The 26,062-nt window shown below is 65.7% G+C and carries 24 protein-coding genes and 1 riboswitch; of the genes, 10 read left to right on the top strand and 14 right to left on the bottom strand.

Annotation, left to right across the window (positions count from 1 at the left end; genetic code table 11):
• Nucleotides 1–26: 26 nt before the first annotated feature.
• Nucleotides 27–3,173: a sigma-70 family RNA polymerase sigma factor gene (locus AOP74_RS12030; protein ID WP_082095984.1), complete on the bottom strand. Its 3,147-nt coding sequence runs from the start codon at nt 3,171–3,173 to the stop codon at nt 27–29.
• Nucleotides 3,174–3,350: 177 nt separating this feature from the next.
• Here AOP74_RS12030 and AOP74_RS04410 point away from each other — a divergent pair, with 177 nt between their 5' ends.
• Complete coding sequence (locus AOP74_RS04410; RefSeq protein WP_061961143.1) at nt 3,351–4,112, top strand: hypothetical protein; 762 nt, start codon at nt 3,351–3,353, stop codon at nt 4,110–4,112.
• Nucleotides 4,113–4,295: 183 nt separating this feature from the next.
• On the opposite strand, the gene AOP74_RS04405 is transcribed toward AOP74_RS04410, so the two are convergent.
• The 5 genes from AOP74_RS04405 to dnaK form a co-directional block, all read right to left on the bottom strand.
• Nucleotides 4,296–4,664, bottom strand: a complete 369-nt coding sequence (locus tag AOP74_RS04405) for a VOC family protein (protein ID WP_061961142.1) — start codon at nt 4,662–4,664, stop codon at nt 4,296–4,298.
• A gap of 31 nt (nt 4,665–4,695) precedes the next feature.
• The gene (locus tag AOP74_RS04400) at nt 4,696–5,115 is read right to left on the bottom strand and encodes a heat shock protein transcriptional repressor HspR (RefSeq protein ID WP_061961141.1); all 420 of its coding nucleotides are present in this window, start codon (nt 5,113–5,115) and stop codon (nt 4,696–4,698) included.
• Nucleotides 5,116–5,149: 34 nt separating this feature from the next.
• Nucleotides 5,150–6,118: a DnaJ C-terminal domain-containing protein gene (locus AOP74_RS04395; RefSeq protein WP_061961140.1), complete on the bottom strand. Its 969-nt coding sequence runs from the start codon at nt 6,116–6,118 to the stop codon at nt 5,150–5,152.
• Nucleotides 6,119–6,136: 18 nt separating this feature from the next.
• Nucleotides 6,137–6,739, bottom strand: a complete 603-nt coding sequence (locus tag AOP74_RS04390; protein WP_061961139.1) for a nucleotide exchange factor GrpE — start codon at nt 6,737–6,739, stop codon at nt 6,137–6,139.
• 67 nt (nt 6,740–6,806) lie between these two features.
• The gene (gene dnaK / locus AOP74_RS04385) at nt 6,807–8,678 is read right to left on the bottom strand and encodes a molecular chaperone DnaK (RefSeq protein ID WP_061961138.1); all 1,872 of its coding nucleotides are present in this window, start codon (nt 8,676–8,678) and stop codon (nt 6,807–6,809) included.
• A gap of 381 nt (nt 8,679–9,059) precedes the next feature.
• Here dnaK and AOP74_RS04380 point away from each other — a divergent pair, with 381 nt between their 5' ends.
• The gene (locus AOP74_RS04380; protein WP_061961137.1) at nt 9,060–9,527 is read left to right on the top strand and encodes a rhodanese-like domain-containing protein; all 468 of its coding nucleotides are present in this window, start codon (nt 9,060–9,062) and stop codon (nt 9,525–9,527) included.
• Between the two features lie 98 nt (nt 9,528–9,625).
• On the opposite strand, the gene AOP74_RS04375 is transcribed toward AOP74_RS04380, so the two are convergent.
• The 4 genes from AOP74_RS04375 to AOP74_RS04360 form a co-directional block, all read right to left on the bottom strand.
• Nucleotides 9,626–10,276 carry an ABC transporter ATP-binding protein gene (locus AOP74_RS04375; protein ID WP_061961136.1) on the bottom strand — a complete coding sequence of 217 codons (651 nt, stop codon included), beginning with the start codon at nt 10,274–10,276 and terminating at the stop codon, nt 9,626–9,628.
• The gene (locus AOP74_RS04370) at nt 10,273–11,910 is read right to left on the bottom strand and encodes an ABC transporter permease (protein ID WP_061961135.1); all 1,638 of its coding nucleotides are present in this window, start codon (nt 11,908–11,910) and stop codon (nt 10,273–10,275) included. The genes AOP74_RS04375 and AOP74_RS04370 overlap by 4 nt, the downstream gene beginning before the upstream one ends.
• Before the next feature lie 29 nt (nt 11,911–11,939).
• Nucleotides 11,940–13,049: a thiamine ABC transporter substrate-binding protein gene (locus tag AOP74_RS04365; RefSeq protein ID WP_061961134.1), complete on the bottom strand. Its 1,110-nt coding sequence runs from the start codon at nt 13,047–13,049 to the stop codon at nt 11,940–11,942.
• A 25-nt stretch (nt 13,050–13,074) separates the two neighbouring features.
• A riboswitch (TPP riboswitch) is annotated at nt 13,075–13,214 on the bottom strand.
• A gap of 136 nt (nt 13,215–13,350) precedes the next feature.
• Nucleotides 13,351–13,707: a DsrE family protein gene (locus AOP74_RS04360; protein ID WP_061961133.1), complete on the bottom strand. Its 357-nt coding sequence runs from the start codon at nt 13,705–13,707 to the stop codon at nt 13,351–13,353.
• A gap of 76 nt (nt 13,708–13,783) precedes the next feature.
• On the opposite strand from AOP74_RS04360, the gene AOP74_RS04355 reads away from it, so the two are divergent.
• The gene (locus AOP74_RS04355) at nt 13,784–14,338 is read left to right on the top strand and encodes a TetR/AcrR family transcriptional regulator (protein ID WP_061961132.1); all 555 of its coding nucleotides are present in this window, start codon (nt 13,784–13,786) and stop codon (nt 14,336–14,338) included.
• A 137-nt stretch (nt 14,339–14,475) separates the two neighbouring features.
• Here the strand turns inward: AOP74_RS04355 and dcd are convergent, their stop codons facing one another.
• Nucleotides 14,476–15,051, bottom strand: a complete 576-nt coding sequence (gene dcd, locus AOP74_RS04350) for a dCTP deaminase (protein WP_061961131.1) — start codon at nt 15,049–15,051, stop codon at nt 14,476–14,478.
• Between the two features lie 327 nt (nt 15,052–15,378).
• Between dcd and AOP74_RS04345 the strand changes: the two genes are divergently transcribed.
• Nucleotides 15,379–17,802: a glycoside hydrolase family 94 protein gene (locus tag AOP74_RS04345; RefSeq protein WP_061961130.1), complete on the top strand. Its 2,424-nt coding sequence runs from the start codon at nt 15,379–15,381 to the stop codon at nt 17,800–17,802.
• An 82-nt stretch (nt 17,803–17,884) separates the two neighbouring features.
• Here AOP74_RS04345 and AOP74_RS04340 read toward each other — a convergent pair whose 3' ends face one another.
• Complete coding sequence (locus AOP74_RS04340; protein WP_061961129.1) at nt 17,885–18,880, bottom strand: DUF4349 domain-containing protein; 996 nt, start codon at nt 18,878–18,880, stop codon at nt 17,885–17,887.
• A 162-nt stretch (nt 18,881–19,042) separates the two neighbouring features.
• Here AOP74_RS04340 and AOP74_RS04335 point away from each other — a divergent pair, with 162 nt between their 5' ends.
• The 6 genes from AOP74_RS04335 (at nt 19,043) to AOP74_RS04310 (ending at nt 23,941) form a co-directional block, all read left to right on the top strand.
• Nucleotides 19,043–19,453 carry a GreA/GreB family elongation factor gene (locus AOP74_RS04335; protein ID WP_061961128.1) on the top strand — a complete coding sequence of 137 codons (411 nt, stop codon included), beginning with the start codon at nt 19,043–19,045 and terminating at the stop codon, nt 19,451–19,453.
• A 78-nt stretch (nt 19,454–19,531) separates the two neighbouring features.
• Nucleotides 19,532–20,875 (top strand): NADP-specific glutamate dehydrogenase, encoded by a 1,344-nt coding sequence (gdhA, locus tag AOP74_RS04330; protein ID WP_061961127.1) that lies wholly within the window; start codon nt 19,532–19,534, stop codon nt 20,873–20,875.
• A gap of 126 nt (nt 20,876–21,001) precedes the next feature.
• On the top strand, nt 21,002–21,805 hold the full coding sequence (locus tag AOP74_RS04325; RefSeq protein WP_061961126.1) for a DUF4397 domain-containing protein: 804 nt from the start codon (nt 21,002–21,004) through the stop codon (nt 21,803–21,805).
• An 87-nt stretch (nt 21,806–21,892) separates the two neighbouring features.
• Nucleotides 21,893–22,615 carry a class F sortase gene (locus AOP74_RS04320; RefSeq protein WP_082095982.1) on the top strand — a complete coding sequence of 241 codons (723 nt, stop codon included), beginning with the start codon at nt 21,893–21,895 and terminating at the stop codon, nt 22,613–22,615.
• Nucleotides 22,612–23,202, top strand: coding sequence for an RNA polymerase sigma factor (locus AOP74_RS04315; RefSeq protein ID WP_236683715.1), 591 nt, complete (start codon nt 22,612–22,614; stop codon nt 23,200–23,202). Before AOP74_RS04320 ends, AOP74_RS04315 begins: the two co-directional genes overlap by 4 nt.
• Nucleotides 23,189–23,941: an anti-sigma factor gene (locus tag AOP74_RS04310; RefSeq protein WP_061961124.1), complete on the top strand. Its 753-nt coding sequence runs from the start codon at nt 23,189–23,191 to the stop codon at nt 23,939–23,941. The genes AOP74_RS04315 and AOP74_RS04310 overlap by 14 nt, the downstream gene beginning before the upstream one ends.
• Nucleotides 23,942–23,987: 46 nt before the next feature.
• Here AOP74_RS04310 and AOP74_RS04305 read toward each other — a convergent pair whose 3' ends face one another.
• Complete coding sequence (locus tag AOP74_RS04305; protein ID WP_061961122.1) at nt 23,988–24,653, bottom strand: potassium channel family protein; 666 nt, start codon at nt 24,651–24,653, stop codon at nt 23,988–23,990.
• Nucleotides 24,646–26,019: a TrkH family potassium uptake protein gene (locus AOP74_RS04300; protein WP_061961120.1), complete on the bottom strand. Its 1,374-nt coding sequence runs from the start codon at nt 26,017–26,019 to the stop codon at nt 24,646–24,648. Before AOP74_RS04300 ends, AOP74_RS04305 begins: the two co-directional genes overlap by 8 nt.
• Nucleotides 26,020–26,062: the final 43 nt, after the last annotated feature.

Here is a 26,062-nt window from a genome sequence, read left to right as displayed (position 1 = left end):
ACTCAGGCCGTCGTAGCCGTTGGAGGCTATTCGGGAGCGACGGTGACGGCGAAGGTGCCGACAAAGAAGTTGTCTCCGTTGGTGGAGACCGTGATGTTGTGCTGACCGGGTCCCACCTGCACGGGAGCGAATGGCTTGGCATCGGTGCCGAGCGAGTTAGCGAAGGCCGAGCCATTGGCGAACGAGTCACCAGCATTGTTGGCGTTGCCCACGGTGTCGCCGCGCATTGGGGCGACCTTGGTTCCATTGACCTGAGCGGAGTCCCCGCGGTTGGCCAGGTCGGTCTCGAAAGCGGTCCACGACAGCGTCACCGTCGCGTCGTTCTCGGTGGCGAACACGCGAGTCGCGGGCGCGTTGGACGAGACCCAGTGGGGGCCGTGCAGCAACTTCACCGATGTGCCCTCGTCCACCGCGGGGTCCTCGTAGACCACCGTCAACGTGAATCCGCCGTAGTAGGTGGGGTCCCAGTCGTTGCGCGACGCAGCCGTTGCGATGTCCTGGAGTGAGTAGGCGCCGGCGCCCGCGGACTTCACCAGTTCAGTGATGTCTGCGCGCGCGAGGTAGTACTCGCGGTTGCCCTCTGAGAAGGTCTCGAGGTCGACATCGGTGACCGAGGCAAAGTCGGTTCCTGGGACGCGCAACGACGCTGAGCTCGGCTCGCCGTCCCACTCGTCTGAACCGAAGAAACGTGCGGAACGGTTCGCCGACCACTCGAGCAGCGCGTGCGTCACGACCGCGCCATCGGGTAGCGATACCTGGGTGGTGCCGCCATTGCGCTGCCCATCCTCTTCAACAAGCGCGACCATGCTGACCGCGTTGTTGTCGGTGGGGGTGTTCAGCACCGAATCTGGATTGAGGCCGGAGCCCATGATGTCTCCACAGCGCGATTCACTGGCGTCGCAACCCAACAGCGGCGCGCCGAACTGGGCGACTGCGAGTCCGCCCTGATCCTCGTAGCCGTCGGTGAGGTCGTCGTCTGTGGTCTGCAGCGTTGTGGGGAGCGCGTAGGAGTCGTGGAGATCTCCTGCATTCACCTCGAAGTTCGTGACCGCGTCATCGGCAAGGGAGTCGGCAACCACGTCGATGTTGAGTCCCAATTCCGCCATGCCGCCACCGCCGAGCTCAACGAGTTCGCAGGTGAGCACTGAAGAGTCGGCGCTGAGGCCACAGTCCCAGCCGGAGACCGAGAACTCGGCATCGCTGTGCGCCGCGGTGAACCGCGCGAGCGCGTCGGCGGGAGCCGCCGCGGACCCACCAATGCCGCCTGGTAGGGCGAACGTCAGTCCGTCCGGCAGGGTGATGGACGCGGTGACATCAGGGATCGCGATGTCCGACGCGTTGGAGACATTCATGTCGATCGAAGGGTCGTCGGACGAGACCTCGAGGACCTGCAGGCTTGAGCGGCCGATGCGCAGCGACCCGGCAGGCGCAACAGGATCGATGACAGGGTCCGTGACATCCGGAGGATCGGTGACGTCGTCTGGCTCGGTGTCGCCGCTGTCAGAGCCGTCGTCGGTTCCAGGGTCAGGCGAGGTCGGATCGACTGGGTCCGTCGGGTCCGTCGGCGGTGCGGGGTCGACGGTGCTCGGGCTGTTTGCGCCGGGATCGCTACCGTCCGGAGTGCTCGGAGACGTGCCACCGGTCCCGGCGCTTCCGCTCGAGCTCGATCCGGAGCCCGTCGAGGAACCACCGGTACTTCCCGAACCGGTCGAAGAGCCGTCGGTGCTTCCAGAACCGGACGCTGTGCCGCCGGAACCACTGGCGCTATCCGAGTCACCGGAAGAACCCGCACCACTGGAGAACGACGACCCCGGTCCGGTGCCGAGCGAGCCCGTCCCGGCCGCAGCGCCACCGGCTCCGCCAGCGAGTGTCGTGCCGCCGGTCACCGCACCTAGATCCGTATTCGATGGGTCCAGTGAGCCGTCACCGGTGTCGCCGCTGCTGTCAGGGTCTCCAGCAGCAGAGCCGTCACCATCGGTGGCGCCCAGCGCGAGGGTGCCGTCGGCGTCACCGGACGACTCACCGCTGCCTTCAGAGCGCGGTGGCTTGCCGAAGCCCTGGACGGGTTCGCTGACCCGGACCTGGGCGCTGTCGGCATCGGCGCTGCCGTTTTCCGAGAAGTTCGATACCAGCGTGATGCCGCCGACCACCAGGGTTGCGGTGCCGACTACGGCCGCCGCGGGAAGAGCAAACTGGGCGATGGTGCCCAAGGCCCCCGCTCCGAGGCCGCTGAGCAAACCACCGCCAGCTCCACCGGCACCAGCAGCACCCGCACCACCAGCAGCCGCGCCACTACCTCCGGCTGCACCACCAGCACTGCCAGCACCACCGGTCGCAGCACCGGGGCCGAGCGCGCCACCGATCGGCATCCCGCCTTGGAGAGCGCCAATGCCGAGTGTTCCGAGCACGAGCGGCGCGATGATCGCGCGCATGCCGCGGTTGACGTCTTGCAGTTCGATCACCAGCGCGGTGCACCGCGCGCAGTTCTGTACGTGCCCGTCGATCTTGGCGTGCTCTCGCTTGGCGAGCCCGCCGCGCACGTAGGCGCCCAGCTGGGAGTTCGCCTCCATGCAGCTGACTTCCTCAGAAGTGTTGAGGTGCTGCTGCAGGTAGGCCTGGCGGAGCGCTTCGCGGGCACGATATGCGAGCGCGGCCACGCCGTTGGCGCTCAGGCCCAGCAACGGTGCGATGTCCTTAGGAGACTTCTTCTCGACCTCGGTGTACCAAAGGACTGCCTGCCAGCGCTCGGGAAGCGAGGTGTAGGCCTCGGACACCATGGAGTGCTCGAAGCCCTCAAGGGCGGGCTCGTCGGAGGAGGCTTCGTAGCCCATCGCGGACTCGTACGGCGACATGTCATCGCGGGGCTTGGTGCGGATTCCCTTGTTGATGACGTCCATGCCGGTGCGGCGGACAATCGTGAAGAGATACGCGCGGAAGGCCAAGTCCGGACCGTCGCCGCGCTGCAGGGCGCGGAGCACGCGGGAGAAAGACTCGGAAACAACGTCGTCGACGTCGGAGTGGGAGTTCGTGTACTGCGTCGCGACCTTGCGCGCAGCGTCCACGTGACGCTCGTAGAGCACGCCAAAGGCACCGGGGTCGCCTGCGCGCACCCCGGCAATCAGCTCTGGATCGCTGGACGTCTCCGTCCACATTGCGATCGCGTCGGGACTCACCGTGCCCGAGCCTCCTTTATGACCATCCGTCTACTCGATGCTCTATCGTCCCCGCTCCGTGTGACATAAGCAAGGAAACAGGCAGGGGAATTGGTCACACCTGGCGCCTGAACTAAGTCCAAGAAATTTTCTTGAGAAACCGCGTCATAGCCATCATGCCCCTCCCTCTCATGGGGTATGACCGAGCTTGGATCCGCCCCTGACACCGCGCTGCTGCGCCGGTGGGAGTCGGCGAGCGTCCAGCAGGTGTGGCTGCGCCCCGGCGATTGGTACACCCCCGCGGCAGAGGCGCTCGCCGAAGCGCTCGAGGCCCGGCTCGACACCGCACCCGCCGCCTACCGACTAGGTCAAGCGCGTTCGACCGCAGGCGTCGGCATCACCGAAGCGATCGACGACATGGGTCTGTTGTTCCGCTCCGCAGGTTTTGAGGCCACGCCTATTCGCACTATCCGGGCGCTGTGCCAGGGCTGGACCGAGGGCGGCCCCGATCTCACTCACGTGCCCACCATGAAGGACCCCGAGTCGGGTCTGGGCACCCCGGACTACCTGATTCAGCGCCTCGCTGAGGTCTATGGGGACGCTTCGCGAAGCGGGGAATGCGTGTGCGAGACGCATGCGCTCGTCATGGTTGATGTCTCCGTCGAGGCCTCCGATCCGTGGCAGCGGATGGCGCGCAACGCGGCTATTGGCGAGGCCTTGCGCGGCGCGTACGGCGAGGGTCACCCGATGGCCCGTCTGGGCGAGGGTCTCTACGCCGTCCTGGTGCGCCGCGACGCGGGCCTGGGAGCGGGAATTGCTGGCCTGCGCGACCACGTGGCCGAACGAGCTGTGGCCATGAAGGTGGACAACCTGATGCGCCAACCACCGCGGGTGTGGATTGAGACTCTGCCCGCATCACATGACTACGCGAGCGCTCTAGTGGAGTCGCTGCAGCGATAGACCGGGACGACCGGGGAGAGGGGTTGGCACCGAGCTGAGGGCGGTGCCAGCCCCTCACTGTCCGTCCCAGGGGATCGACCCCGCGAAGGCAACCCAAAAGCATGGGGAGGGCCGATGCTGGGGTCACCCAAGCATCGGCCCGTCACCAGAGAGCTGTGGTGCGCTGCCGAGAAGGCTGGCGCCCTACGGAAGTGCCCAGACCGCCATTTCGAGCCCGCAGGGATCGATGAAGTGAAAGCGCTGGCCGCCGGGGAAATCGAAGATGTCGTGGGAGATCAGCCCGCCGGCGTCGAGCACCGCCTGGCGTGTGGCCCTGAGATCGTCGGAGTACATCACGATGAGCGCGCCACCAGGGGTGACGGACTCGACCTCGGAAATGCCGCCGTGTTCGCGACCATCGGCCGCGACTATGCCGCGGTAGCCCGGGCCGTAGGCGGTCAGCTCCCAGCCGAACGCCGCCTGATAGAACTGCCCAGATGCTTCGATATCCGTCGCGGGGATCTCGATGTAGTCGGGGGCGTGATGAACGTGGGGGTGGTCAGCGTCGGCCATGCTCTCAGAGTGGCCCTGCGCCCGCCCAACGTCAAGAGATGTCGCGTGCGTCCCGCCACAGCACGAGCGAGCGGCCCTCATCGCGGTTGGCGCGGCGGCCTCGCTCCACGATCACCACATGGCCGGAGGGTCCGGACGCGAAGATGCGCGAGCCGGTGTCCGCGCGTGGGCGGAGTTTCTCGACTTCGCTTTGGAGGCGCTCAACGTGGTTCTGAAGAGACAGGATGCGCTTGATGCCGGCGAGGTTGATGCCCTCGTCCTGGCTCATGCGCTGGATCTCCCGCAGCACGGCCACGTCGCGGAGCGAGTAGCGGCGCCCGCCACCGGCGCGGCGGCGGGGGATAACGAGGCCGAGGCGGTCGTATTGGCGCAAGGTCTGCGCGTGCATGCCCGCGAGCTCCGCGGCAGCAGAGATCAGGAAGACCGGCTCATCAACATCGGGCTGCTCCATCGCTGGCCTCCTTCCCTTAACCGTGAGCGTAGATCTACTTCGCGGCGTCGTCGTACAGGCGTGCGCGCGGGTCGTGCGTGGCGGCAGTCAGAGCGAAGGCCTTGAGGGCTTCCTTCGCCTTGCGGCCCAGCTTGCTTGGAACGTCGACCTGGATCGTCACCAGGAGGTCGCCGGTGCCTGACTTGGTCTGGATGCCGCGACCTTTGACACGCAATGTGGTGCCCGATGAGGTGCCACCGGCGATCTTCACCTTCACGCGGTCGCCCTCGAGAGTCGGCACGTCGACGTGTGCGCCGAGCGCAGCCTCGTCGTAGGACACCGGCAGGTTCATCTTGAGGTTCTTGCCGTCCATCGTGAAGACGGGGTGCTTGGCGACTCGGATGGTCAACAGCAGGTCACCGGCAGGGCCGCCGTTGGTGCCCGCACGCCCCTTGCCCGCGATGCGGATCTTCTGTCCGTCCTTGACGCCTGCCGGCAAGCGCGTGTTGACGGTGCCTGTCGATGTGCGCAGCGAGATCGTGTCGCCGAGCGCCGCCTGACGGAAGCTGACCTCGGTGGTTGCGCCAACATCGGCCCCCTTCTGGGGTCCCTGGCGGTATCCGCCGCCACCAAACATGTTGGACAGAATGTCCTCGAAGCCCTGCGCGCGGTACTGCTGTCCAGCACCGCCCTGGGCGCCGGGCTGGCCGCCGCCACCGAACATGTTGGAGAACACGTCCTCGAATCCAGCGCCGCCCTGCGCGCCAGCCTGGAAACGGGGTCCGCCGCCACCCATGGTGCGAATGGCGTCGTACTGCTTGCGCTGCTCCTGGTCGGACAGCACTCCGTACGCCTCGCCCACACTCTTGAAGCGCTGCTCGGAAGCGGCGTCTCCCGGATTGCGGTCGGGGTGCAGGTCGCGCGCGAGGCGCCGGTACGCCTTCTTAATCTCGTCTTGCGAGGCGTCCTTGGAGACGCCCAAGGTCGCGTAGAAGTCCTTCGTGAACCAATCTTGGCTGCTCATGAGCGTCTCCTTTCAGGACTATTCGGGCTGAGCGACGATGACGCGCGCGGCACGCACGACGCGATCGCCAATGCGGTGGCCGGGCTGGGCCACCAGCTGAATCGTGGGGACCTCGACCTCTGTTGAAGGCTGTGAGGTCAGGGCCTCGTGAACCTGCGGGTCGAACTCTTCGCCGACCGCGCCGTAGGTGCCCCAGCCCAAACGGGACAGGGCCTCTTCGAGCTTGGTTGCGATCGAGGCGAACGGGCCGTCCTCGAGGTCGCCGTGTTCACGGGCAGCGGAGATGTCGTCGAGAACCGGGATGAGGCCTTCGACGAGCTTGATCGTTGCCTGCTCACCAGCGGCCTCACGGTCACGGTCCACGCGCTTGCGGTAGTTGATGTACTCCGCCTGGAGGCGCTGCAGGTCTGCGAGGTGCTCGGCGGCCTTTTGCTCGGCCTGGCCCAACGGGTCGTTGGGGTCGGCCTCGGGGACGCCTTCTTCGTTCTGGGCGCGCGCGGCTTCCTCGTTCAGGATGGCCTCTGCGTCAGCGAGGGCGTCGCGGTCCTCACCGTTGGTCTCGGCGTTGTCGTTGACCTCGCCGTTGTCCTCGGGCTCGGGGGTGGGGTTCGTGTCAGTCATGGCCTGCCTTCCGTGAGCGGCCGAAGCGCCGGGCCGGTGGTGTCACCGGCCCGGCGCTATCGGATTGCTACTTCTTGTCGTCTTCGTCGTCGACGATCTCGGCGTCAACGACGTCGTCGTCTTCGGCGTCCTGAGGAGCGTCGGTGGGCTGCTCGCCCTCCGGTGCGCCCTCAGCGCCCTCGGCCTGCTGTGCGGCGTAGACGGCCTCGCCGATCTTCTGCGCCTTCTCCACCAGGGAGTCGTGTGCAGTCTTCACGGCCTCGTCGTCGTCGCCCTCGAGCGCGGTCTTGACCTCGGCGATCGCGGACTTCACGTCCTCGGCAACCTCGGCAGGAACCTTGTCTTCGTTCTCGGCCAGGATCTTCTCGGTCGAGTAGGCGAAGGTCTCCGCGTTGTTGCGGGTTTCCTGAGCCTCGCGACGAGCCTTGTCCTCAGCCTCGTGCTCCGCGGCGTCCTTGACCATCTGCTCGATGTCGTCCTTCGACAGTGCCGAGCCGCCGGTCACGGTGATCGACTGCTCCTTGCCGGTGCCACGGTCCTTCGCGCCGACGTGCACAATGCCGTTGGCGTCGATGTCGAACGTGACCTCGACCTGCGGGACGCCACGGGGTGCCGGGGCGATTCCGCTGAGCTCGAAGGTGCCGAGCAGCTTGTTGTCGCGGGCGAACTGACGCTCACCCTGGTAGACCTGCACCAGCACGGAAGGCTGGTTGTCCTCGGCGGTCGAGAAGACCTCCGACGACTTGGTCGGGATGGCGGTGTTGCGCTCGATCAGGGTGGTCATGACGCCGCCCTTGGTCTCGATACCCAGGCTCAGCGGGGTCACGTCGATGAGCAGCACGTCCTTGCGCTCACCGGAGATGACACCTGCCTGCAGGGCAGCGCCCACGGCGACGACCTCATCGGGGTTGACGCCCTTGTTCGCGTCCTTGCCGCCGGTGAGTTCCTTGACGACCTCGGACACCGCAGGCATGCGGGTCGAGCCACCAACGAGAACCACGTGGTCAATCTGCGACAGCTGGATGCCGGCGTCCTTGATGACCTGCTGGAAGGGAGCCTTGGTGCGCTCGATCAGGTCGGAGGTCATCTGCTGGAACTGTGCGCGGGTGAGGCGGGTGTCCATGTGGACGGGGCCGTTTTCACCGATCGACAGGTACTGCAGCGAGATGTTGGTGCTGGTGGCCGAGGACAGTTCCTTCTTGGCCTGCTCAGCAGCCTCACGGAGGCGCTGGACGGCGGCCTTGTCCTTGGACAGGTCGACACCCTCGGTGTTCTTGACTTCCTTGATGAGGTGCTCGACGACGCGCTGGTCCCAGTCGTCACCACCGAGGCGGTTGTCACCGGCGGTTGCGCGGACCTGAATAGTCGAGAAGTCGTCCTCGTCCTTGCCCACTTCGAGCAGCGAGACGTCGAACGTACCGCCACCGAGGTCGAAGACCAGGATGAGCTCGTCTTCCTTGCCCTTGTCCAGGCCGTATGCCAGTGCGGCAGCGGTGGGCTCGTTGACGATGCGCTGGACCTTGAGGCCTGCGATCTCACCGGCGTCCTTGGTGGCCTGGCGCTCAGCGTCGTTGAAGTACGCGGGAACCGTGATGACGGCCTCGGTGACCTTCTCGCCCAGGTAGTCCTCGGCGTCGCGCTTGAGCTTGCCCAGAACGCGAGCGGAAATTTCCTGAGCGGTGTACTTCTTGTCGTCGATCTCCTGCGACCACTCGGTGCCCATGTGGCGCTTCACAGAGGTGATGGTGCGGTCGACGTTGGTGACGGCCTGGCGCTTGGCGATCTCGCCCACCAGAACTTCACCAGTCTTCGAGAACGCGACCACCGACGGGGTGGTGCGGGCACCCTCGGCGTTAGCGATGACGGTGGGCTCGCCACCTTCAAGAACGGTGACCACGGAGTTCGTGGTTCCCAAGTCAATTCCAACTGCACGCGACATGCGTTCCTCCTTGTGTACGGGGGCGGGGCTAGCGCCCTCACCTTGCGTTGCTGCCGGCTCCTTAAGAGTTGAGCCGCCTACACTCAAGTATCCACGCCGGCGTCGCGCTGTCAAGTCCAAACGGTGAAACTTGAGTGACACTTACTCAACTCTTGAGTTTAGGTGTTGGCGACGGGCCGATGCTCGGGGGCGTTTCGTACGGATCGTCACCCCGGCATCGGCCCGACTTGACCTCCGGCGCCTGCCTGGTGGCCCTTGCCGCGCCCCAGCAGGTGCTCTGTGCCCAAATCGGGCGATTTTGAGCACTCAGCACCTGCCAGCGTGCAGTGAGGTGCCAATCGGCAAGCGCGTGGCTGCTGGGCGTGCCCCTACATTGGCCCCATGAGCATTCACGACGCCGCCGCGCACTTCCGCTCCAAGCTCGCCTTCGAGACGGACCCTTCCGACGTTGCCCCCGCGCTCGCGGACGGCACGGCTGACTTTGTGCTGATCGACACCCGTGACGAGCGCGCGTGGAATCAGGGACACGCACGCGGCGCCGTGCATATTCCCAAGCCGGACATGCCCGAACGTATCCCCGCGTATCCCGCGGACACCCAGTTCGTTGTGTACTGCTGGGGTCCGGGCTGCAACGGCGCGACCCGTGCGGGGCTCATCATTTCCGAGCTTGGGTATGCCGTGAAAGAGATGATTGGCGGCTTCGAGTACTGGGCTCGCGAGGGATTGCCCGTCGACGTCGTGACCACGGATTCCGAGGAGCGTGCGGTCACAGTTGACGCCACGCGCTCGCCGGACCCGTTGACTTCTCCGCTGCCAAGCGCCGGGGGGCCAGTTTCCTGCGCTTGCTGACCGCCGCTACGGCGCTGGCTCGCGTCGACAACCCCGCAGATGTACGGCCCTGAGGTTGGCGAGTCCAAATCCCCGCCGTGTATGTACGGCCAGGGGAGTTAGACGAGTTGGCCTTCGCGCATTCGCAGGACCCGCGAGGCCATGACTTCCGCCTCCGCGGGGTCGTGGGTGACGACGAGGGCGGCGGTGTCGGAAGCGGCGAGGATGTCGCGGACCTCGACTGCGAGGCGGCCGCGCAATTCGGCATCCAGCGCGGACAGCGGCTCGTCGAGTGCGAGCAGGCGTGGTCTGGGCGCCAGGGACCGCGCTAGCGCGACGCGCTGACGCTGACCGCCCGACAGGTCCGTCACTGGCCGAGATCCCAGCCCGGCCAGGCCGACCAACTCCAGCAGTTCGTCGACGCGCTCGCGGCGCTCGGGCTCGGGCACGCCAGCCATCTCGAGCCCGAATGCGACGTTGCGCGCTACGGAGCGGTGGGGAAAGAGCTGGCCGTCCTGGAACACGAGCCCAAATCCGCGCTGGTGCACGGGCACCCCGGTCATGTGGTCGCCGTCCCACGAGATGGACCCGGAGTCGACGTCGACAATGCCGACCACGGCTCCCAGCAGCGACGACTTGCCGCATCCGGACGGTCCCAGGAGCGCGACGGTCTCACCCGGAGCCACGGACAGAGACACGCTATCGACCGCAGTCACGGGATGCGCGCCCCCGTACTTCACCACGAGGTCAGTTACCTGCAAGCCACTCATAGGTCTCCTCCCAAGGGAGTTCTCATGCGCTCGGACACCATCATCACGGACGCGGTCAACACAGCAAGGAGCACCGCGGCCGCGAACGCCATGCCCAAGTTCTCAGCGCCGGGGCGCCCCAGCAGTCGGTAGATCGCGGTCGGGAGCGTGGGGCGGTCCGGCCGCGCGACGAACGACGTCGCACCAAACTCGCCCAACGAGATCGCGAACGCGAAGCCGAGGGCCAGTCCGAAGGGTCGCCGCAGCATCGGCCATTCCACCTGAGTCCAGACTCGCAGCGGGCCCGCACCCAGCGTCCCCGCCGCCGCCTTCATGCGCGGGTCAATCGCCTTCGCGGGTGGCACGAGCGTGCGCACCACGAGGGGCAACGCAACAACAGCCTGCGCCATCGCGACCAGCCACCACGACCCGCGCAGGTCCACGCCAAGCACAGTGCGGTTCAGCGTGAGCAGCATGCCGAGGCCCACGACGACAGCGCTGACTCCAAGTGGCAGCATGACGAACCCATCGAGCACGGCCGCTCGCTTGCCGCGACGCGCGAGGAGCGATGCGACGATCAGCCCTAGCCCGGTCGCGATGGTCGCAGCGATCACCGCGGTGACCAGAGAGTTCAGGGTCGCTTGCCACACGCTCACCGGAAGCACGGAGCGCGGGGGATCGGTGAAGAGCGCGGCGTAGTTGTCGAATCCCCAGCCGCCGGGGATCCGCAGCGAGCGCGACACGAGCGTGAACATGGGGGCCGCAAGGAGCAGGCCCAACACGGTCATGGTCGGTACCGTCACCCACAGGTCCCGGCGGTTGATGGGGCGCGTGCCGTCGACCGTGCGGTTGCCCAGGACGCGCTCGCGGCGGCGTCGCGCCCACGCGGAGACTGCCAGGATGCCCGCCACGAACACGAGCTGCAGGATCGACAGCACCGCGGCCGCACGCATGTCCAGGAACTGATTGACCTGCAACCAGATCTCGGTCTCAAGGGTGTTGATGCGGGTGCCGCCCATCACGAGCACCACGCCAAAAGACGTGGCGCAGAAGAGAAAGACGACAGAGGCGGCCGATGCGATGGCTGGCATGAGCGCCGGAAGGGTCACGTGGCGCCATGCTTGGCGACGATTGGCGCCCAAGGTGCGGGCAGCATCGGCCGTGCGCGGATCAAGCGACGCCCAGCTGCCACCCACGATGCGTGTCACGACCGAGGTGTTGTAGAAGACCATCGCCAAGCCGATCGCCCACACGGTCTGGTCCCAGCCCAGAAAGCCGAGGGGGCCGGAGCGGCCCAGCAGCGCGGTGAACGCGGTGGCGACCACGATCGTCGGCAGCACGAATGGCACGGCTGCAATCCCGCGCACCGTGACCTGGCCGCGCCACCGCAGGCGATACAGCACGTACGCACACGGGATCCCGAGTGCCAGCGACCCCACCATTCCCAAGGTGGCGAGACCCGCCGTGGTGACAAAGGCATCGACCGTGCGCGGATCGACGACCACGGCCCAGGTGCCTGCCCAGTCGAAACCGCCATCCCATAGGCCCCGCACCAGCACGGTCGCCAAGGGCCACAAAAAGAAGAAGCCGAGGAACGCCAGTGGCAGCGCTGCGGCGGCCCACCACCCAAGGTGGAGGCGCGTGCGGCTGGTCACTGGCGTTCCCCGGCTGTCGTCCTGAGGGGTTAACCCAGGACGATGCTGTTCCAGGTTTCGATCCACTCGTCACGGCCCTCGGTGATTTCCTCGGGGGTGAGGGAGTGGGGGTCCTCGGCGAGAGGTGCGTACTCGGCCCACTCGGCGGGGACCTCTACCTGCTCGGAGACCGGGTAGACGTACATGTTGGTCGGCAGTGCGGCCTGGAACTCGTCGGAGAGCATCCAGTCGACCACGGCTTGGCCGGCCTCGGGGTTGAGTGCACCCTCCAGGACGCCTGCGTACTCGACCTGGCGGAAGCAGGTGTCGAGAAGTGCGGCGGTGGTGGGCTCGCCGTCAATGACCTCGAACGGCGGGGATGACGCGTAGGACAGGACGATGGGGTAATCGCCGCCGTAGTTCGGGGCTGCGAAGTCCGTGTAATAGGTGTCCGACCAGGACGCCGTGACGCGGAGGTCGTTAGCGGTCAGGTCGCTCCAGTACTGCTCCCAGTCGTAGCCGAATTCAGAGACAGTGGCCAGCAGGAAGGCGAGTCCGGGCGAGGACGTCGCCGGGTTAGAGACCGACAGCATGCCTGCGTAGGCGGGGTCAGTGAGGTCGGAGAGCTCTTCGGGCAGCTCAACGTCGCCGTCGAACGTGGCGATGTCGTAATTGAGGCACACGTCCGAGTAGTCGATCGCGGTGAGCGCGCCGGAACCTGGGACTGCGTAGGCGGCGGCGTCGGCTGCCGCGGGGGCTTCGGAGGTGTAGTCCGTGAACACGCCCTCCTCAATAGCGCGCGAGGCGAAGGTGTTGTCGACGCCGAAGACGACGTCGCCCAGGGGAGCGTCCTTGGTAAGGACGAGCTGGTTGACGAGGCTGCCCGCGTCGCCGGGAGCGACGAACTCAACGGTCAGGCCGGTCTCTTCCTCAAAGGAGGCGAGAACCTCGTCCGGGACGTTGAAGGAGTCGTGGGTGACGACGGTGACTTCCCGGCCGTCCAAGTCAGTCGACTCGCTAGCGGCAGGACTGGACTCGGTGGTGGTGCTCGCGGCCGAGGTGGTGTCCTCGGAGTCGCTGTCTGCATCGGTGGAGCAGGCCGCGAGGGTGAGGGCCGTGACGGTTGCCGTGGTGACGGCGACGGTGCGCATTGCGCGCATAAGGATTCCTCCCGTGGTGCAAAGGAGGGGACGAGACTCGACTCCCTACGCCGGTATCACCCGGATCAGGTTCGAGGGTCTGCGGCGGATCCGCACTCTCAGCGCTCTTGTCCTTGTGGCCTGTCCGAAAACCGGCCGACGGGAAGCGCTCCCCTGTCGTGTCCGGCCAGCATAGCGCGCTGCACCAGCGGTCTGGAACGGCCAGGCGCACGAAAGCGGGCCGGCCCCGGGGAAGGTAGCCGACCCGCTTTCGGTCTACTTGGTACTCGGCCCTGCTGGTGCAGTCCGAGCGCACAAGCGCTTAGTAGTTGAGGATCTGGCGACCCTCGAGTGCGAGCTCGCGGATCGAGATCTCGCCGTCAGCGTCAGCCTTCAGGGCGAAGCCGGCGGCCTCGATCGCGTCCTTGGCGCCGTGGCCGTTGGCGCAGTAGTCGCATGCACCGCGAACGTTGTCGCGCAGCGACTCGAGGAGAGAGTTGAGCTTGTGGTCGCTCGAGCTGAGTTCGGCGAGCGACTCGACGCCCGAGCCGTCGAACACGATGGCGACGTCGTCGCCGGCTGCCTTGAACTCTGCTGCGACGCGCAGGCCGCGGAAGACGCGCGAGAGGTCGCCGGAGGCGGGCTCGTAAATCACAACTGCAATCTTGTTGTCAGACATGGTGTTCCTTCCGTTGTTTGCCATACCGGTCGGTATAGAAGTGACAGTAACTGAACCGGTCGGTATAATCAAATCCATGACTGACGCACCTGCCCCTGCCCGCCGCGGCACCGCCCGTGAACGGCTCCTCGTGGCGGCCGGTGAACTGTTCTACAGCGAGGGCATCAACACGAGCGGGGTCGAGGCCATCGCGGCGCGCGCGGGCGTGACCAAAGCGACTCTGTACAACAACTTCCGGTCCAAGGACCAGTTGGTCGCGGAGTACCTTCGCGGCAGGCTTGAGTCCTCGCGCCGCAACCGCGCGCGATTCGACGACCCCGCGCAAGCGCCGGCTGGGCGGGTCGCTGCTTTCTTCGAAGAGGTTGAACACGCCATCGCGAACGGCACATTCCATGGTTGCCCGTACTCGAAGGCCGCCGTAGAGGTCCCCGGGAACGCGGAGGCGATGGTGGTGGTACAGGAGCACTACGCGGACGTAATCGCCCACTTCACAGATGTCACGGGTGACCGCACGACTGCCGAGACCATCGCGATGATCTACGACGGCGGCATGCTCGCGGCAAAGGCGTCTGGGACCGCGGAGCCGATGGCACGCGCCAAGGCCGCGGCACTACGACTGATCGCCAGCTAAGTCGCGTGAGCGCCGGCGCGGACGAACTCCGCTCTGGGCGCCCGTTAAAACCCTGCGGTCAGACGTACCGGGTGCGTGACGTCGTGCGAGGATCCACAAACCTGATCCGGGTGACCGCAGGCGTTTGACGCGGGCGCCTACACGTCCGTGCGGTGGAAGTTCTGGAAGCTCTTGGACGCGGTGGGGCCGCGCTGGCCGCGATACCGAGAGCCGTACTTGTCAGATCCGTAGGGGTGCTCGGCGGGCGAGGACAGGCGGAAGAAGCACAACTGCCCAATTTTCATGCCCGGCCACAGGTTGATGGGCAGCGTTGCCATGTTGGATAGTTCCAGCGTGACGTTGCCCTCGAAGCCGGGGTCGATGAATCCGGCGGTGGAGTGGGTCAGGAGTCCCAGGCGCCCTAGCGAGGACTTACCCTCAAGGCGCGCTGCGATGTCGTCGGGGAGAGTCACGGACTCGTAGGTCGATCCCAGCACGAACTCTCCGGGGTGCAGCACGAACGGACCGTCGCCCTCGACCTCAACCAGGCGTGTGAGCTCTGGCTGCTCGGCTGCGGGGTCAATCGCCGCGTACTTGTGGTTGTCGAACACGCGAAAAAACTTGTCCAAGCGCACGTCGATGGACGACGGCTGGATCATGTTCTCCTCGTACGGATCGAGGGCCACACGGCCGTTGTCGATTTCAGCGCGGATATCACCGTCGGAGAGCAGCATGGGGACACGCTACCGGGGAGGGCCGATGCTGCCTAGTGGTGGCCGTTTAAGTTCCGGGGGTATGTGGTTGATCTGCTCATTCTTGGAAATCCAAGAATGAGCATTCCGCGCCGCGGGGTGCAAGGAGGAGCCGCACGAAGGGGCGCGAAGTTCTGGCGCCATCAGGCCACACCCCGGCCGCGTTCGGACTGCGAGCAGGAGGCGACCGGGTGACAATGGGCACCACGTCCCGCCACGCTTCCTCGAAACGTTCCGAAGCGCAACTCGCAACGTTTCGATTCCGTGGCTACTATGGGCACATTCAGCTCATTTTCGGAAGGCAGCCCCATGAAGTTCGGTCACTTCGACGACCAAGCGCGCGAGTACGTGGTCACGACACCCCACACTCCGTACCCCTGGATTAACTACCTCGGTACGCAGGACTTCTTCTCGCTGGTCTCGCACACCGGCGGCGGCTACGCCTTCTACCGCGACGCCAAGCTACGCCGCCTCACGCGCTACCGCTACAACAACACCCCCGTCGACGACGGCGGCCGCATCTTCTCCATCAACGATGGCGGCGATGTCTGGAGCCCCTCTTACCGTCCCTACAAGACGGAACTTGACCGCTTCGAGACCCGTCACGGGCTTGGTTACACGCGGATCACCGGTGAACGCGGAGGCCTTGAAGCATCGGTCCTCATGTTTGTTCCGGTCGACACACACGCGGAGATCCACCACGTCACGCTGACCAACACCTCGGACGCGGCGAAGAACATCTCGCTGTTCTCCTTCGTCGAGTTCTGCCTGTGGAACGCCGAGGACGACCAGATCAACTACCAGCGCAATCTCTCGATCGGCGAGGTTGAGGTCGACGGTTCCGCGATCTATCACGTGACCGAATACCGCGAGCGCCGCGATCACTACGCGGTCTACGGCGTGAACGCCCCTGTCGCAGGTTTCGACACCGACCGCGACACGTTCCTCGGATTCGGCAACGGCTTCCACGAGGCCGCCGTGCCACACCTGGGCAAGAGCGGTGACTCGGTCGCGTCCGGTTGGTACCCGGTCGGCTCGCACCACCTTGAGGTCGAGCTCGCGCCCGGCGAATCCAAGCAGTTTGTCTTTACGCTCGGCTACCTCGAGAACGACCGCGAAGACAAGTGGGAGTCGCCCGGCGTGGTCAACAAGACCGGCGCACGCGAACTCCTGGACCGCTTCTCCACCTCGGAGGCCACCGACGCCGAGTTCGCCAAGCTCCAGGAGTACTGGGACGGGCTGCTTGGGTCCTACACGGTGACCTCGAGCGAGGAGCGCCTGGACCGCTCGGTCAACATCTGGAACCAGTACCAGTGCATGGTGACCTACAACATGTCGCGCTCGGCGTCCTACTTCGAGACCGGCATGGGGCGCGGCATGGGCTTCCGCGACTCGAGCCAGGACCTGCTCGGATTCGTGCACCTCGTGCCCGAGCGCGCCCGCGAGCGCATCCTCGACATCGCGGCCACGCAGTTCCCCGACGGCAGCGCGTATCACCAGTACCAGCCGCTGACCAAGCGCGGAAATCACACGCTGGGCTCGGGCTTCAACGACGACCCGCTGTGGCTCATTCTTGGCGTTGCGGCCTACATCAAGGAGACCGGCGACGAGTCGATCCTCGATGAGATGGTCCCGTTCGACAACGACGAGTCGCAGGCAGACACCCTCATGGAGCACCTGCGCCGCTCGTTCAACCACCCGCTCGAGAAGGCCGGACCTCACGGACTGCCGCTGATTGGCCGCGCGGACTGGAACGACTGCCTCAACCTCAACTGCTTCTCGACCGAGCCTGGCGAGTCCTTCCAGACCACCGGCAACCGCACGGGTGGCGCAGCTGAGTCGATCATGATCGCCGCGATGTTCTGCGCGATCGGTCCCGAGTACGCCGCGCTTGCGCGTCGCCGTGGCGAGACGCAAGAGGCGGATAGGGCCGATGCTGCGGTCACCGCGATGCAGCAGGTCACCGCCGAGCACGGCTGGGACGGCGAGTGGTTCCTGCGGGCCTACGACTACTTTGGCGACAAGGTCGGAACCCACGAGACCGCCGAAGGTCAGATCTGGATCGAGCCGCAGGGCTGGGCCGTCATGGGTGGCGTTGGTGTCGAGGACGGCAAGGCCGTGGCCGCGTTGGACTCGGTGCGCGAGCGCCTCAACACCCCTCACGGCATCGTGCTGCTGAACCCCGCTTACACCGAGTACCACGTGGAGCTGGGCGAGGTCACGACCTACCCGCCGGGGTACAAGGAGAACGCAGGAATCTTCTGCCACAACAACCCGTGGGTGATCATCGGCGAGGCCATGCTGGGCCGCACCGAGTACGCGTGGGAGTACTGGAAGCAGATCGCCCCCGCGTTCCGCGAGGAACAGTCCGAGGTCCACCGCACGGAGCCCTATGTCTACGCGCAGATGATCGCCGGCAAGGACGCGGTCCGTCACGGCGAGGCCAAGAACTCCTGGCTGACCGGAACCGCGTCGTGGAACTTCGTGGCCGTTTCCCAGTACCTCCTGGGCGTGCGTCCGGGCTACGACGGCCTGATCGTCGACCCGCGTATTGGCGCCGAGATCGGCTCGTACACCGTGACCCGCGTGATCCGCGGCGCAACCTACGAGATCTCCGTGACGAACTCGGGTGGCTCCGAGGCCTCGCTCGTCGTTGATGGCACCCCCATCGACGGCACTGAGGTCCCCTATGCGCCCGCCGGAAGCATCGTGAAAGTGGACGTCACCGTCTGACCCCACCCGCTCCAAGACGACACGCACAGAGGGCCGATGCCCGCCTCACGTAAGGCGGGCATCGGCCCTCTGTCATACGGCGTCAGTCGCGAGACTGCGGTGCCTGCGCGGTCTCGTCCGCTGCCGGCTCCTGAGCGCTCGCGGGTGCGGTGCGCTGTGAGCGACGGCTGCGCACCACGGCAATGACGACGAGCGCAATCACGGCGCCGACTGCGAGCCAGGGCAGGACCACTCCGGTCGCAACGAGCACGCCTGACAGGAAGCCGGTGAGCGCGTTCCAGCCAGTCTCGAGGCCGCTGAGGAAGTTTGTGGGCTCGTCGTCGACGATCACGACCGGCTCTGTCGTCAGTGACAGGTCGATCGTGGACATCGACACCTGGTCGTCCAGTGCGCGCTGGCGGGCTTCGAGGCTCTCCAGCTCCGCGCGGCGGCGGTCGAGCTCGTTCTCAAGCGCGATGATGTCTTCCATGTCCTCGGCCTGATCAAGCAATCCTTCGATGCGCTCCGTGGAGGCTTGCAGGGTGGAGATCTGGGCATCCAAGTCGGTGACTTCGCGGGTGACATCCTGCGAACTCGTATTGAATTCGTCCACGGTGCCCAGTTCGCGAAGATCCTCCACAACCGCATCCAGGCGGTCGGACGGAATGCGCAGCGTCAGCCACGCGGAGCCGCCGTCGTACTCGGTGGGTGCGGTCTCGCTCCGTGCGTCGATGCGGCCGCCAGCGCCGTTGACGATGCTCGCCGCCTGGTCCGCTGCCGCGACGGGGTCGTCGACTGTCATGTAGACGGATCCGGTGATGATGACGGACCGGTCGGCGGTGGGGGCGGGGGCTTCGCCCGAGGTCGTTGCAGCGTCTCCGTCCTCGTAGGCGATGGCTTCCTCCGAGTCGATGGCCTGGTCGTAGGCAGCCTCCTCCCGGCCGCCATAGTCGGCCTCGCCTGCGGAGTCGGAAGCGTCCGATGACGAACAGCCGGCCAGCAGCCATCCCAGCGCGAAGATCGCGACGACGGCGGCGAAAAGGCGGGCACGTCCTTGTGCTGGGCGCTGGACCGTGAGGGCGGGGCTGAAGGTATTCATACAAGTACGACGCACTACGGAGCCAAAGCGTTGGGTGGGTGAGCCGGGCGCGGTGGAGCGCATCTAAGGGTTGTGGTGGCCATTCGCTGGCAGGGTGCGTAGGATTCTCCGGATTACCTCCCGCCAAGAGGGCGGAGGTTCGAGGAGAAAGACTGATGCCCCATGACCACGGACGTGGTGTGGATGACAGGCGCCGCGCACCAGCGGCTGGTGGACGAACTCGAGGGTCTGACGCGGGAAGGGCGCGAGTTGAGCGCGGCCGACAAAGTCCGAGTGGCGGAGTTGCGTGACGTGCTGTCGCGTGTCGAGGTTTCTCAGATGCCCGACGACGGTTTGGTTGAACCGGGTATGTGCGTCACAGTTCGATTTGATGACGATGGCTCAACGTCAGAGTTCATTCTTGGTGACCGTGCCATGCTCGCGCTCGACCCCTCGATTGACCTCCCTGTGTTCTCTCCCTCCTCGCCCCTGGGCACCGCTATCACCGGTATGTTCCCGGGTGATACCGGCACCTTCACTGCGCCCAGCGGACCGCGCGCCTTCACCATCGTGAAGGCGTTCCCCGCCACCTGATCCCCACTCGCCGGGGTTGGGACCCGGCACACCTCGCCAGGAACCCCACCCCGGTACCACCGGAAGAGGTTCCCCCGCATGACTGCGTTACACCCCCGCTTGGCCCCCGTGTACGACGAGGTCATCAAGCGCAACCCCGCCGAGGCTGAGTTTCACCAAGCCGTCAAAGAGGTCTTCGAGACTCTGAGCCCGGTCGTAGCGAAGCATCCCGAATACGCCGATGCACAGGTGCTGCAGCGGCTGTGCGAACCCGAGCGGCAGATCATCTTCCGTGTGCCGTGGGTGGATGATGCCGGACAGGTGCAGGTTAACCGTGGCTTCCGCGTCGAGTATTCCTCTGTGCTGGGTCCCTACAAGGGCGGACTGCGCTTCCATCCCAGCGTGTACCTGGGAATCGTGAAATTTTTGGGGTTCGAGCAGATCTTCAAGAACTCGCTCACCGGGATGCCGCTGGGTGGGGGCAAGGGTGGCTCCGACTTTGACCCCAAGGGCCGCTCCGATGGTGAAGTGATGCGGTTTTGCCAGTCGTTTATGACGGAACTCCACCGTCATATTGGGGAGTACACCGATGTGCCCGCTGGCGACACTGGGGTGGGGGCGCGGGAGCTTGGCTACCTGTTCGGTCAGTACAAGCGCCTGACCAACCGTTACGAGTCGGGTGTCCTCACGGGTAAAGGACTGACCTGGGGCGGCTCGCAGGTGCGCACCGAGGCGACCGGCTTTGGCGCCGTCTATTTCGTGGAGAGCATGTTGGCGACCAAGGGAAAGGACCTTGAAGGCAAGCGCGTTGTGGTGTCAGGGTCGGGCAACGTCGCGATCCATGCGGCGCAGAAGGCCCAGGAGCTGGGCGCGCTCGTAGTGGCATGTTCCGATTCGGGTGGCTACGTTGTGGACGAGCGCGGTCTAGACATTGACCTCCTCAAAGACGTCAAGACTGTCCGGCGCGCGCGCATCTCGGAATACGCGCGCGAGCGTGAAGCTCGATACGTCGATGGCGGTTCTGTCTGGGACGTGCCGTGTGATGTTGCGCTTCCGTGTGCGACGCAGAACGAGATCCGCGACGCTGAAGCGAAAACGTTGGTCACCCACGGTGTCGAAGTTGTCGCAGAGGGTGCGAACATGCCGTGCACGCCAGACGCGGTGAAGGTGTTCCGCGACGCGGGTGTGGCATTCGCGCCGGGCAAGGCGGCAAACGCTGGTGGCGTCGTGACGAGCTCGCTGGAGATGCAGCAGAACGCATCCCGCGACTCCTGGACGTTCGCGCATACGGACGAGCGACTGCGGGCCACTATGACCGAGATTCACGACCGCTGTGTCGCTACCGCTGATGACTACGACGTTCCGGGCGACTACGTCGCGGGAGCCAACATTGCTGGCTTCACTCGAGTGGCGGACGCCATGCTCGCGTTTGGGGTGATCTAGCGAGGGCGTGCGTTCGCTGTGAGCATAATCTGACAATCGCTGCATCCAAACGCATCCTTCCGTCGGAAGTGGTTCATGAGAGGTCGCAACCGCGGCCTCGGACTGAACCACAAGAAGGAGAGCATCATGCGCAAGTCACTGATCGCCGGCGCCGCAGCCGGAACGCTCCTCGCGGCCGGACTCGCGGCCCCCGCCCTCGCTGTTGAGGACGGAATGTCGGAGCTATCCGTCCTGCACGGCATCCCCGACACTCCCGTCGACGTATACGTCAACGGTGAGAACACCATCGACGACTTCGAGCCCGGCGACCTGGCCGGCCCCCTCGACCTCGAGCCCGGCACCTACTCGGTCGCGCTGACCGCAGCGGACGCCGAGGACGACTCGGAGCCAGTACTCGGACCCATCGACCTCACCCTCGAGGCCGACATGAGCTACACGGCCGTCGCTCATCTCGACGCCGACGGGATGGCCACCGCCAATCTGTTCACGAACGACATCTCCGAGGCCGCAGCCGGCGAAGGACGCCTGACCGTCCGTCACGTGGCAGCTGCCCCCGCAGTGGACATTTGGGCCGATGGCTCGGTCCTGTTCGAGAACCTCGCCAACCCTGACGAGATGATGGGTGACGTGCCCGCAGGCACCTACGAGGCCGCCGTGTCGCTGACCGGCGAAACCGACCCGGTGCTTGGCCCCACAGACGTTGACGTCTCCGAAGGCGTGAACACCATCGTGTACGCCTGGGGCTCCGCCGAGGACGACAACCTCGCGCTCGCCATGCAGATGGTCGACATCCACTCGGCCGCTCCCACCGCCGTCGAGGCCGGCCAGTACGGCTTCGCTGACGAAGGTACGTCGCCGCTAACTGCCGTTGCCGGCGCCCTCGCCCTCCTGGGCCTCGCCGGACTCGGACTGCGCTTCGCGCGCCGCTAACTGTCCCTGACCCGCGGGGAGGGTGCGTTGTCGCTACGCGCCCTCCCCGCACTTTCCATTTGCAACTCCAGATCGACGGGAGCCGTCATGAATGCCAAGCCACAGCATCGGCCCGATGCTCGCTCGCCTTGGCGGCGCATGCTTGGCTTCGTCGTCACCTCGGGGCTGGTGGTCAGTGGGTGCGTCGCCGGCGGGATGTCAGGAGCCGGGGCCTCCGACGTGGACGCCGCGCCCGTCCCGACCACTTCCCCAAGCGTTTCTTCGCCGCTCCCAGCTGTGTCAGCATCGGCCCGCCCCGTGGTCGATGAGGTGCCCATCCGCTCCTCCGCTCCGGACGACCAAGAGAAAATCGAGGTCGACGAGCCGGTCTCGGTCGCGGTGCCAAGTCTCAATATCGACATGCCGGTCGTGCCGGTCGGCGTGGAGCCGGACGGCGCGATGGAGATCCCCGAGGATGCTGGCGATGCAGGTTGGTACAAGTTTGGTCCTGCACCATCCGAGCTTCAGGGCAATGCCGTGATCGCCGCTCACGTGGACTCGCCTCAGGGCCTCGGCCCATTCGGGCGCCTCCCTGGGGTGACCGTTGGGGCCGTTGTGACCGTGGCATCGGCCGGGGGCGGCAGCCTCACCTACGAGGTGACGGACGTCGAGCAGACGGACAAGAACGAGGTCGACCTGTCAGCAGTCTTCGCCGAAGATGGCCCCGCCCAACTGATCCTGGTGACGTGCGGAGGAAACTGGGACGCTGGCCGGGGTCATTACGATGACAACGTCGTGGTGACGGCTACCGTGGTAGATGACGTACCGTGACTGCCACGGCTGTGGCGACGATTCCTGGAGGCGCATCGATGAGTGCTGGCTCACCCCCAGTGCATGACGCCGCGCTCGCGCACGCCTTCGCAGCCGGAGACCACGGCGCGCTCGAAGATCTGTATAAGAACGTGTCCTCGCTGATTTACACGATGGCGGTGCGGTCCCTGGGCTCGTCCGCTGATGCCGACGATGTCACTCAGCAGACGTTTGTGTCCGCTTGGAAGGCTCGCGAGAGCTTTGACCCCGACAAGGGTGACCTGCGCGGTTGGACTGTCGGGATCGCGAAGCGGCGCATTGCTGATGCTCTCGCCGCGCGTGCTCGGGAAGTCCGCCGTGCAGAAGCAGCCCAAGAGAACGTTACGTCGATTCGCGGAGACGACGCCGACTCGGTGCTGCTGGCCTATGAGGTCGAAGCGCTCGGCGATCCCCGCAAGACCATCATCGCCCTCGCGTACTACGAAGGCGCTACACACGAACAGATTGCCGCGAGGCTGGACATGCCACTCGGTACCGTCAAGAGTCACGTACGCCGCAGTCTCCAAGAACTGCGCCACCGATGGGAGGTGTCTGATGTCGCATCTTGATGACGCTGCGCTCGCCGCGCTCGCGCTTGGGGACGGCACGCAGGACGACGCCGCCCATGTCGCTGAGTGTGGGGTGTGTGCTGACGCCTTGGCTGAGTACACCCGTCTGACCGAGTCTTTGGGCTCGATCGACCAGGCGCCGCGCATGGAGACTCCGCCCGCGTACGTCTGGGCCGCGATTGCCTCGGAGACAGCGGCCGATGCTCGGTTGAGTAACGCTGCCGGTGCGCCTGACACTGTGGGTGAGGCCGGTGCCGGGGATTCCGGTGGTGACGAGCTTGCAGCGCGTCGCGAGCGCCGTTCTTCTCGCCCATCCTGGTGGGCGCTGACCGCGGCCGCTGCTGCCGGCGTGGTGATCGGCGGCGTGGGTGTCTCCGCCGTGTCCGGTGGCGATGAGCGTTCGGCAGAAGTGGTCGCGAGTGCGCCGCTGTCGCAACTGCAGACGGAGAGCTCCGCAGGTACGGCCGACGTCGAGGTGCTGGATGACGGCACGCGCGTTCTCGTGGTCGAGACGGATTACGACGAGCTCGTGGACGCCTACTACGAGGTGTGGCTCATCGACGAGAACATCGAAGGCATGGTCAGCTTGGGCCACCTCACGGGTGATACCACGGAGTTCACGTTGCCCGAAGGCTTCGACATCACCGTGTTCCCGATCGTGGACATCTCGATCGAGCCCGTGGATGGAATCCCGACCCACTCGGGTGACTCGGTGACGCGAGGGATCCTGGACCTGTAAACGCGTACCGCGAGATGCTTCCCCGCTGAAACGGCCCGTGGGGGGCTCACGGACGCTGGGCGAACCGTTCCACGAGGTCACCGTCGCCGCCAATGACCAGCAGGTCGTCGGCGTGAATCACGGTCTGCTTTGAGCCGTACTCGAAGTCCTCGCCGGGGCTCATGACGCCGATCACCTGGATGCCGTACTTCTCTCGCAAGTTGAGTTCCGCGAGGGAGAAGTTGTGCGTCTCCTTGGGCGGGCTCATCTTGACGATCGTGAAGCCCTCGTCGATCTCGATGTAGTCGAGCATGCGGCCGCCTACGGAGTGCGCGACGCGGACACCCGCGTCGGACTCGGGCAGCACGATGTGGTGTGCGCCAATGCGGCGCAGGATGCGTGCGTGTTCGTCGGAGATGGCCTTGGCCCAAATCTCCTTCATGCCGATGTCGACCAGGTTTCCCGTGATGAGCACGGAGGCCTCAAGCGAGGTGCCCACGCCCACGACTGCGGCACTGAAGTCCTTGGCGCCCAATTGTTCGAGCGCTCGCGGGTCGGCAGCATCGGCCTCGACCACGGGGATGCGCTTGGAGAAGCGCTCGACGAGGTCGGCATCGCGCTCGACGGCGAGGACCTCGACGTCCATGGCGTCCAGGTTGTCGGCGAGGGCGGAGCCGAAGCGGCCCAGGCCAATGACGAGGACGCCCGATGCTGTGGAGTCGTTGTTAGCCAATGATCGGCCTCTCTGACGGGTAACGGATAACGCGGCGCTGCTTGTTCAACGCTAGCGCGGCGGCAATGGTCATCGATCCCACACGCCCCACGTACATGAGGACGATGAGGGTGGTCTTGGCGCTGTCTGGCAGGTCTTGCGTGATGCCGGTCGACAGTCCGCACGTCGCGTACGCGGAGATGACCTCGTAGAGCGCACGGTCCAAGGGGATACCTGTTTGGGCCATGAAGACGCCGGTGCCGACGATCACGATGGCGATTCCGATCATGGTGATCGCGACCGCGCCGCGCAGAACCTCGGTGCCGATGCGCTTGCCGTAGGCCTCCATGTCGCGCCGACCACGCGCCTCGGCCCAAATGGCGAGGAGAAGGACTGCCAGTGTCGTGACGCGAATGCCGCCCGCGGTTGAGCCGGATCCACCACCGATGAACATCAGGACATCTTCCATGAGCCATGTCTGCTCGCGGGCTTCGCCAATGTCGAAGGACGCAAAGCCGCCAGAGCGCTGATTGATCGATTGGAAGAATAGATTGCCGGCCGTTTCCGCAGCATTATGGTCGCCGAGCGTGTTGGGGTTGGACCATTCAAAGATGGCCAGCAGCCCGGCAGAGGCCACAGCGAGTACGGACACCGTGACGAGCGTGAGCTTGGTGTGCAATGACCAGGTGCGTGGACGGCGCCAGTGGCGGATGAGGTTGAGGTAGACCGGGTAGCCCAGCCCGCCAATGAAGACGCCGAGGCCGATGGGAATCAGGATCCAGAAGTCTTTGGAGTACGGATACAGCCCCACAGGGTCCGGCGTGAAGCCTGCGTTGTTGAACGCGGAGATTCCGTAGAAGACGGAGTAGCCGAGCGACTTCAAGAAACCGTAGTCGAGCATGATGTAGCGCGGCAGCAGTATTGCGGCGATCACGGCCTCGACCGAGAAGGACACGATCAGCACGGTGCGCAGGAGCGAGCGAAGGTCGCCCAGGCCGGTCGCGCGCGCCTCGCCAGCGGCGAGTAGACGCTGGGTGAGTCCGAGGCGCCGGGAGACCGCCAGGCCAATGAGTGAGGCCAGGGTCATGATGCCGAGGCCGCCCACCTTGATGGCGACGGCGATGATCGTCAGGCCCCATGCGGACCAGTAGGTGCCCGTGTCGACGGTGACGAGGCCCGTCACGCACACTGCGGAAGTCGCCGTGAAGAGTGCGTCGATGAAGGGGGCGCGAGTGCCGGAGCTGGTGGCCGCCGGCAACGATAGGAGCGCCGTGAACAGGAAGATCACGAGTCCGAATGACAGGAGCGCCAGGCGTGCGGGGGAGCGCAAGGCGACGTGGCTGAACCACTCGCCAAAGGCGGCACGCGTCTCACGCAGCGTGTCCATGCAACTCCTTAGAAGCGCCGTCCGGGTGCGGCGCTAGCTGGGC

Origin of the sequence: Demequina flava, assembly GCF_000975035.1 — a bacterium.
In the GTDB taxonomy this organism is placed as follows: Bacteria; Actinomycetota; Actinomycetes; order Actinomycetales; family Demequinaceae; genus Demequina; species Demequina flava.
Note: the sequence above shows the minus strand (reverse complement) of the source record. Positions and strands in the feature narration are given on the sequence as shown.

What these genes read in the sequence shown, in the direction of transcription:
- AOP74_RS04410 (WP_061961143.1), top strand. Translation starts at nt 3,351, where the DNA reads ATGACCGAGCTTGGATCCGCCCCTGACACCGCGCTGCTGCGCCGGTGG.
- AOP74_RS04405 (WP_061961142.1), bottom strand. Translation starts at nt 4,664, where the DNA reads ATGGCCGACGCTGACCACCCCCACGTTCATCACGCCCCCGACTACATC.
- AOP74_RS04400 (WP_061961141.1), bottom strand. Translation starts at nt 5,115, where the DNA reads ATGGAGCAGCCCGATGTTGATGAGCCGGTCTTCCTGATCTCTGCTGCC.
- AOP74_RS04395 (WP_061961140.1), bottom strand. Translation starts at nt 6,118, where the DNA reads ATGAGCAGCCAAGATTGGTTCACGAAGGACTTCTACGCGACCTTGGGC.
- AOP74_RS04390 (WP_061961139.1), bottom strand. Translation starts at nt 6,739, where the DNA reads ATGACTGACACGAACCCCACCCCCGAGCCCGAGGACAACGGCGAGGTC.
- dnaK (WP_061961138.1), bottom strand. Translation starts at nt 8,678, where the DNA reads ATGTCGCGTGCAGTTGGAATTGACTTGGGAACCACGAACTCCGTGGTC.
- AOP74_RS04380 (WP_061961137.1), top strand. Translation starts at nt 9,060, where the DNA reads ATGAGCATTCACGACGCCGCCGCGCACTTCCGCTCCAAGCTCGCCTTC.
- AOP74_RS04375 (WP_061961136.1), bottom strand. Translation starts at nt 10,276, where the DNA reads ATGAGTGGCTTGCAGGTAACTGACCTCGTGGTGAAGTACGGGGGCGCG.
- AOP74_RS04365 (WP_061961134.1), bottom strand. Translation starts at nt 13,049, where the DNA reads ATGCGCGCAATGCGCACCGTCGCCGTCACCACGGCAACCGTCACGGCC.
- AOP74_RS04360 (WP_061961133.1), bottom strand. Translation starts at nt 13,707, where the DNA reads ATGTCTGACAACAAGATTGCAGTTGTGATTTACGAGCCCGCCTCCGGC.
- AOP74_RS04355 (WP_061961132.1), top strand. Translation starts at nt 13,784, where the DNA reads ATGACTGACGCACCTGCCCCTGCCCGCCGCGGCACCGCCCGTGAACGG.
- dcd (WP_061961131.1), bottom strand. Translation starts at nt 15,051, where the DNA reads ATGCTGCTCTCCGACGGTGATATCCGCGCTGAAATCGACAACGGCCGT.
- AOP74_RS04345 (WP_061961130.1), top strand. Translation starts at nt 15,379, where the DNA reads ATGAAGTTCGGTCACTTCGACGACCAAGCGCGCGAGTACGTGGTCACG.
- AOP74_RS04340 (WP_061961129.1), bottom strand. Translation starts at nt 18,880, where the DNA reads ATGAATACCTTCAGCCCCGCCCTCACGGTCCAGCGCCCAGCACAAGGA.
- AOP74_RS04335 (WP_061961128.1), top strand. Translation starts at nt 19,043, where the DNA reads ATGACCACGGACGTGGTGTGGATGACAGGCGCCGCGCACCAGCGGCTG.
- gdhA (WP_061961127.1), top strand. Translation starts at nt 19,532, where the DNA reads ATGACTGCGTTACACCCCCGCTTGGCCCCCGTGTACGACGAGGTCATC.
- AOP74_RS04325 (WP_061961126.1), top strand. Translation starts at nt 21,002, where the DNA reads ATGCGCAAGTCACTGATCGCCGGCGCCGCAGCCGGAACGCTCCTCGCG.
- AOP74_RS04320 (WP_082095982.1), top strand. Translation starts at nt 21,893, where the DNA reads ATGAATGCCAAGCCACAGCATCGGCCCGATGCTCGCTCGCCTTGGCGG.
- AOP74_RS04310 (WP_061961124.1), top strand. Translation starts at nt 23,189, where the DNA reads ATGTCGCATCTTGATGACGCTGCGCTCGCCGCGCTCGCGCTTGGGGAC.
- AOP74_RS04300 (WP_061961120.1), bottom strand. Translation starts at nt 26,019, where the DNA reads ATGGACACGCTGCGTGAGACGCGTGCCGCCTTTGGCGAGTGGTTCAGC.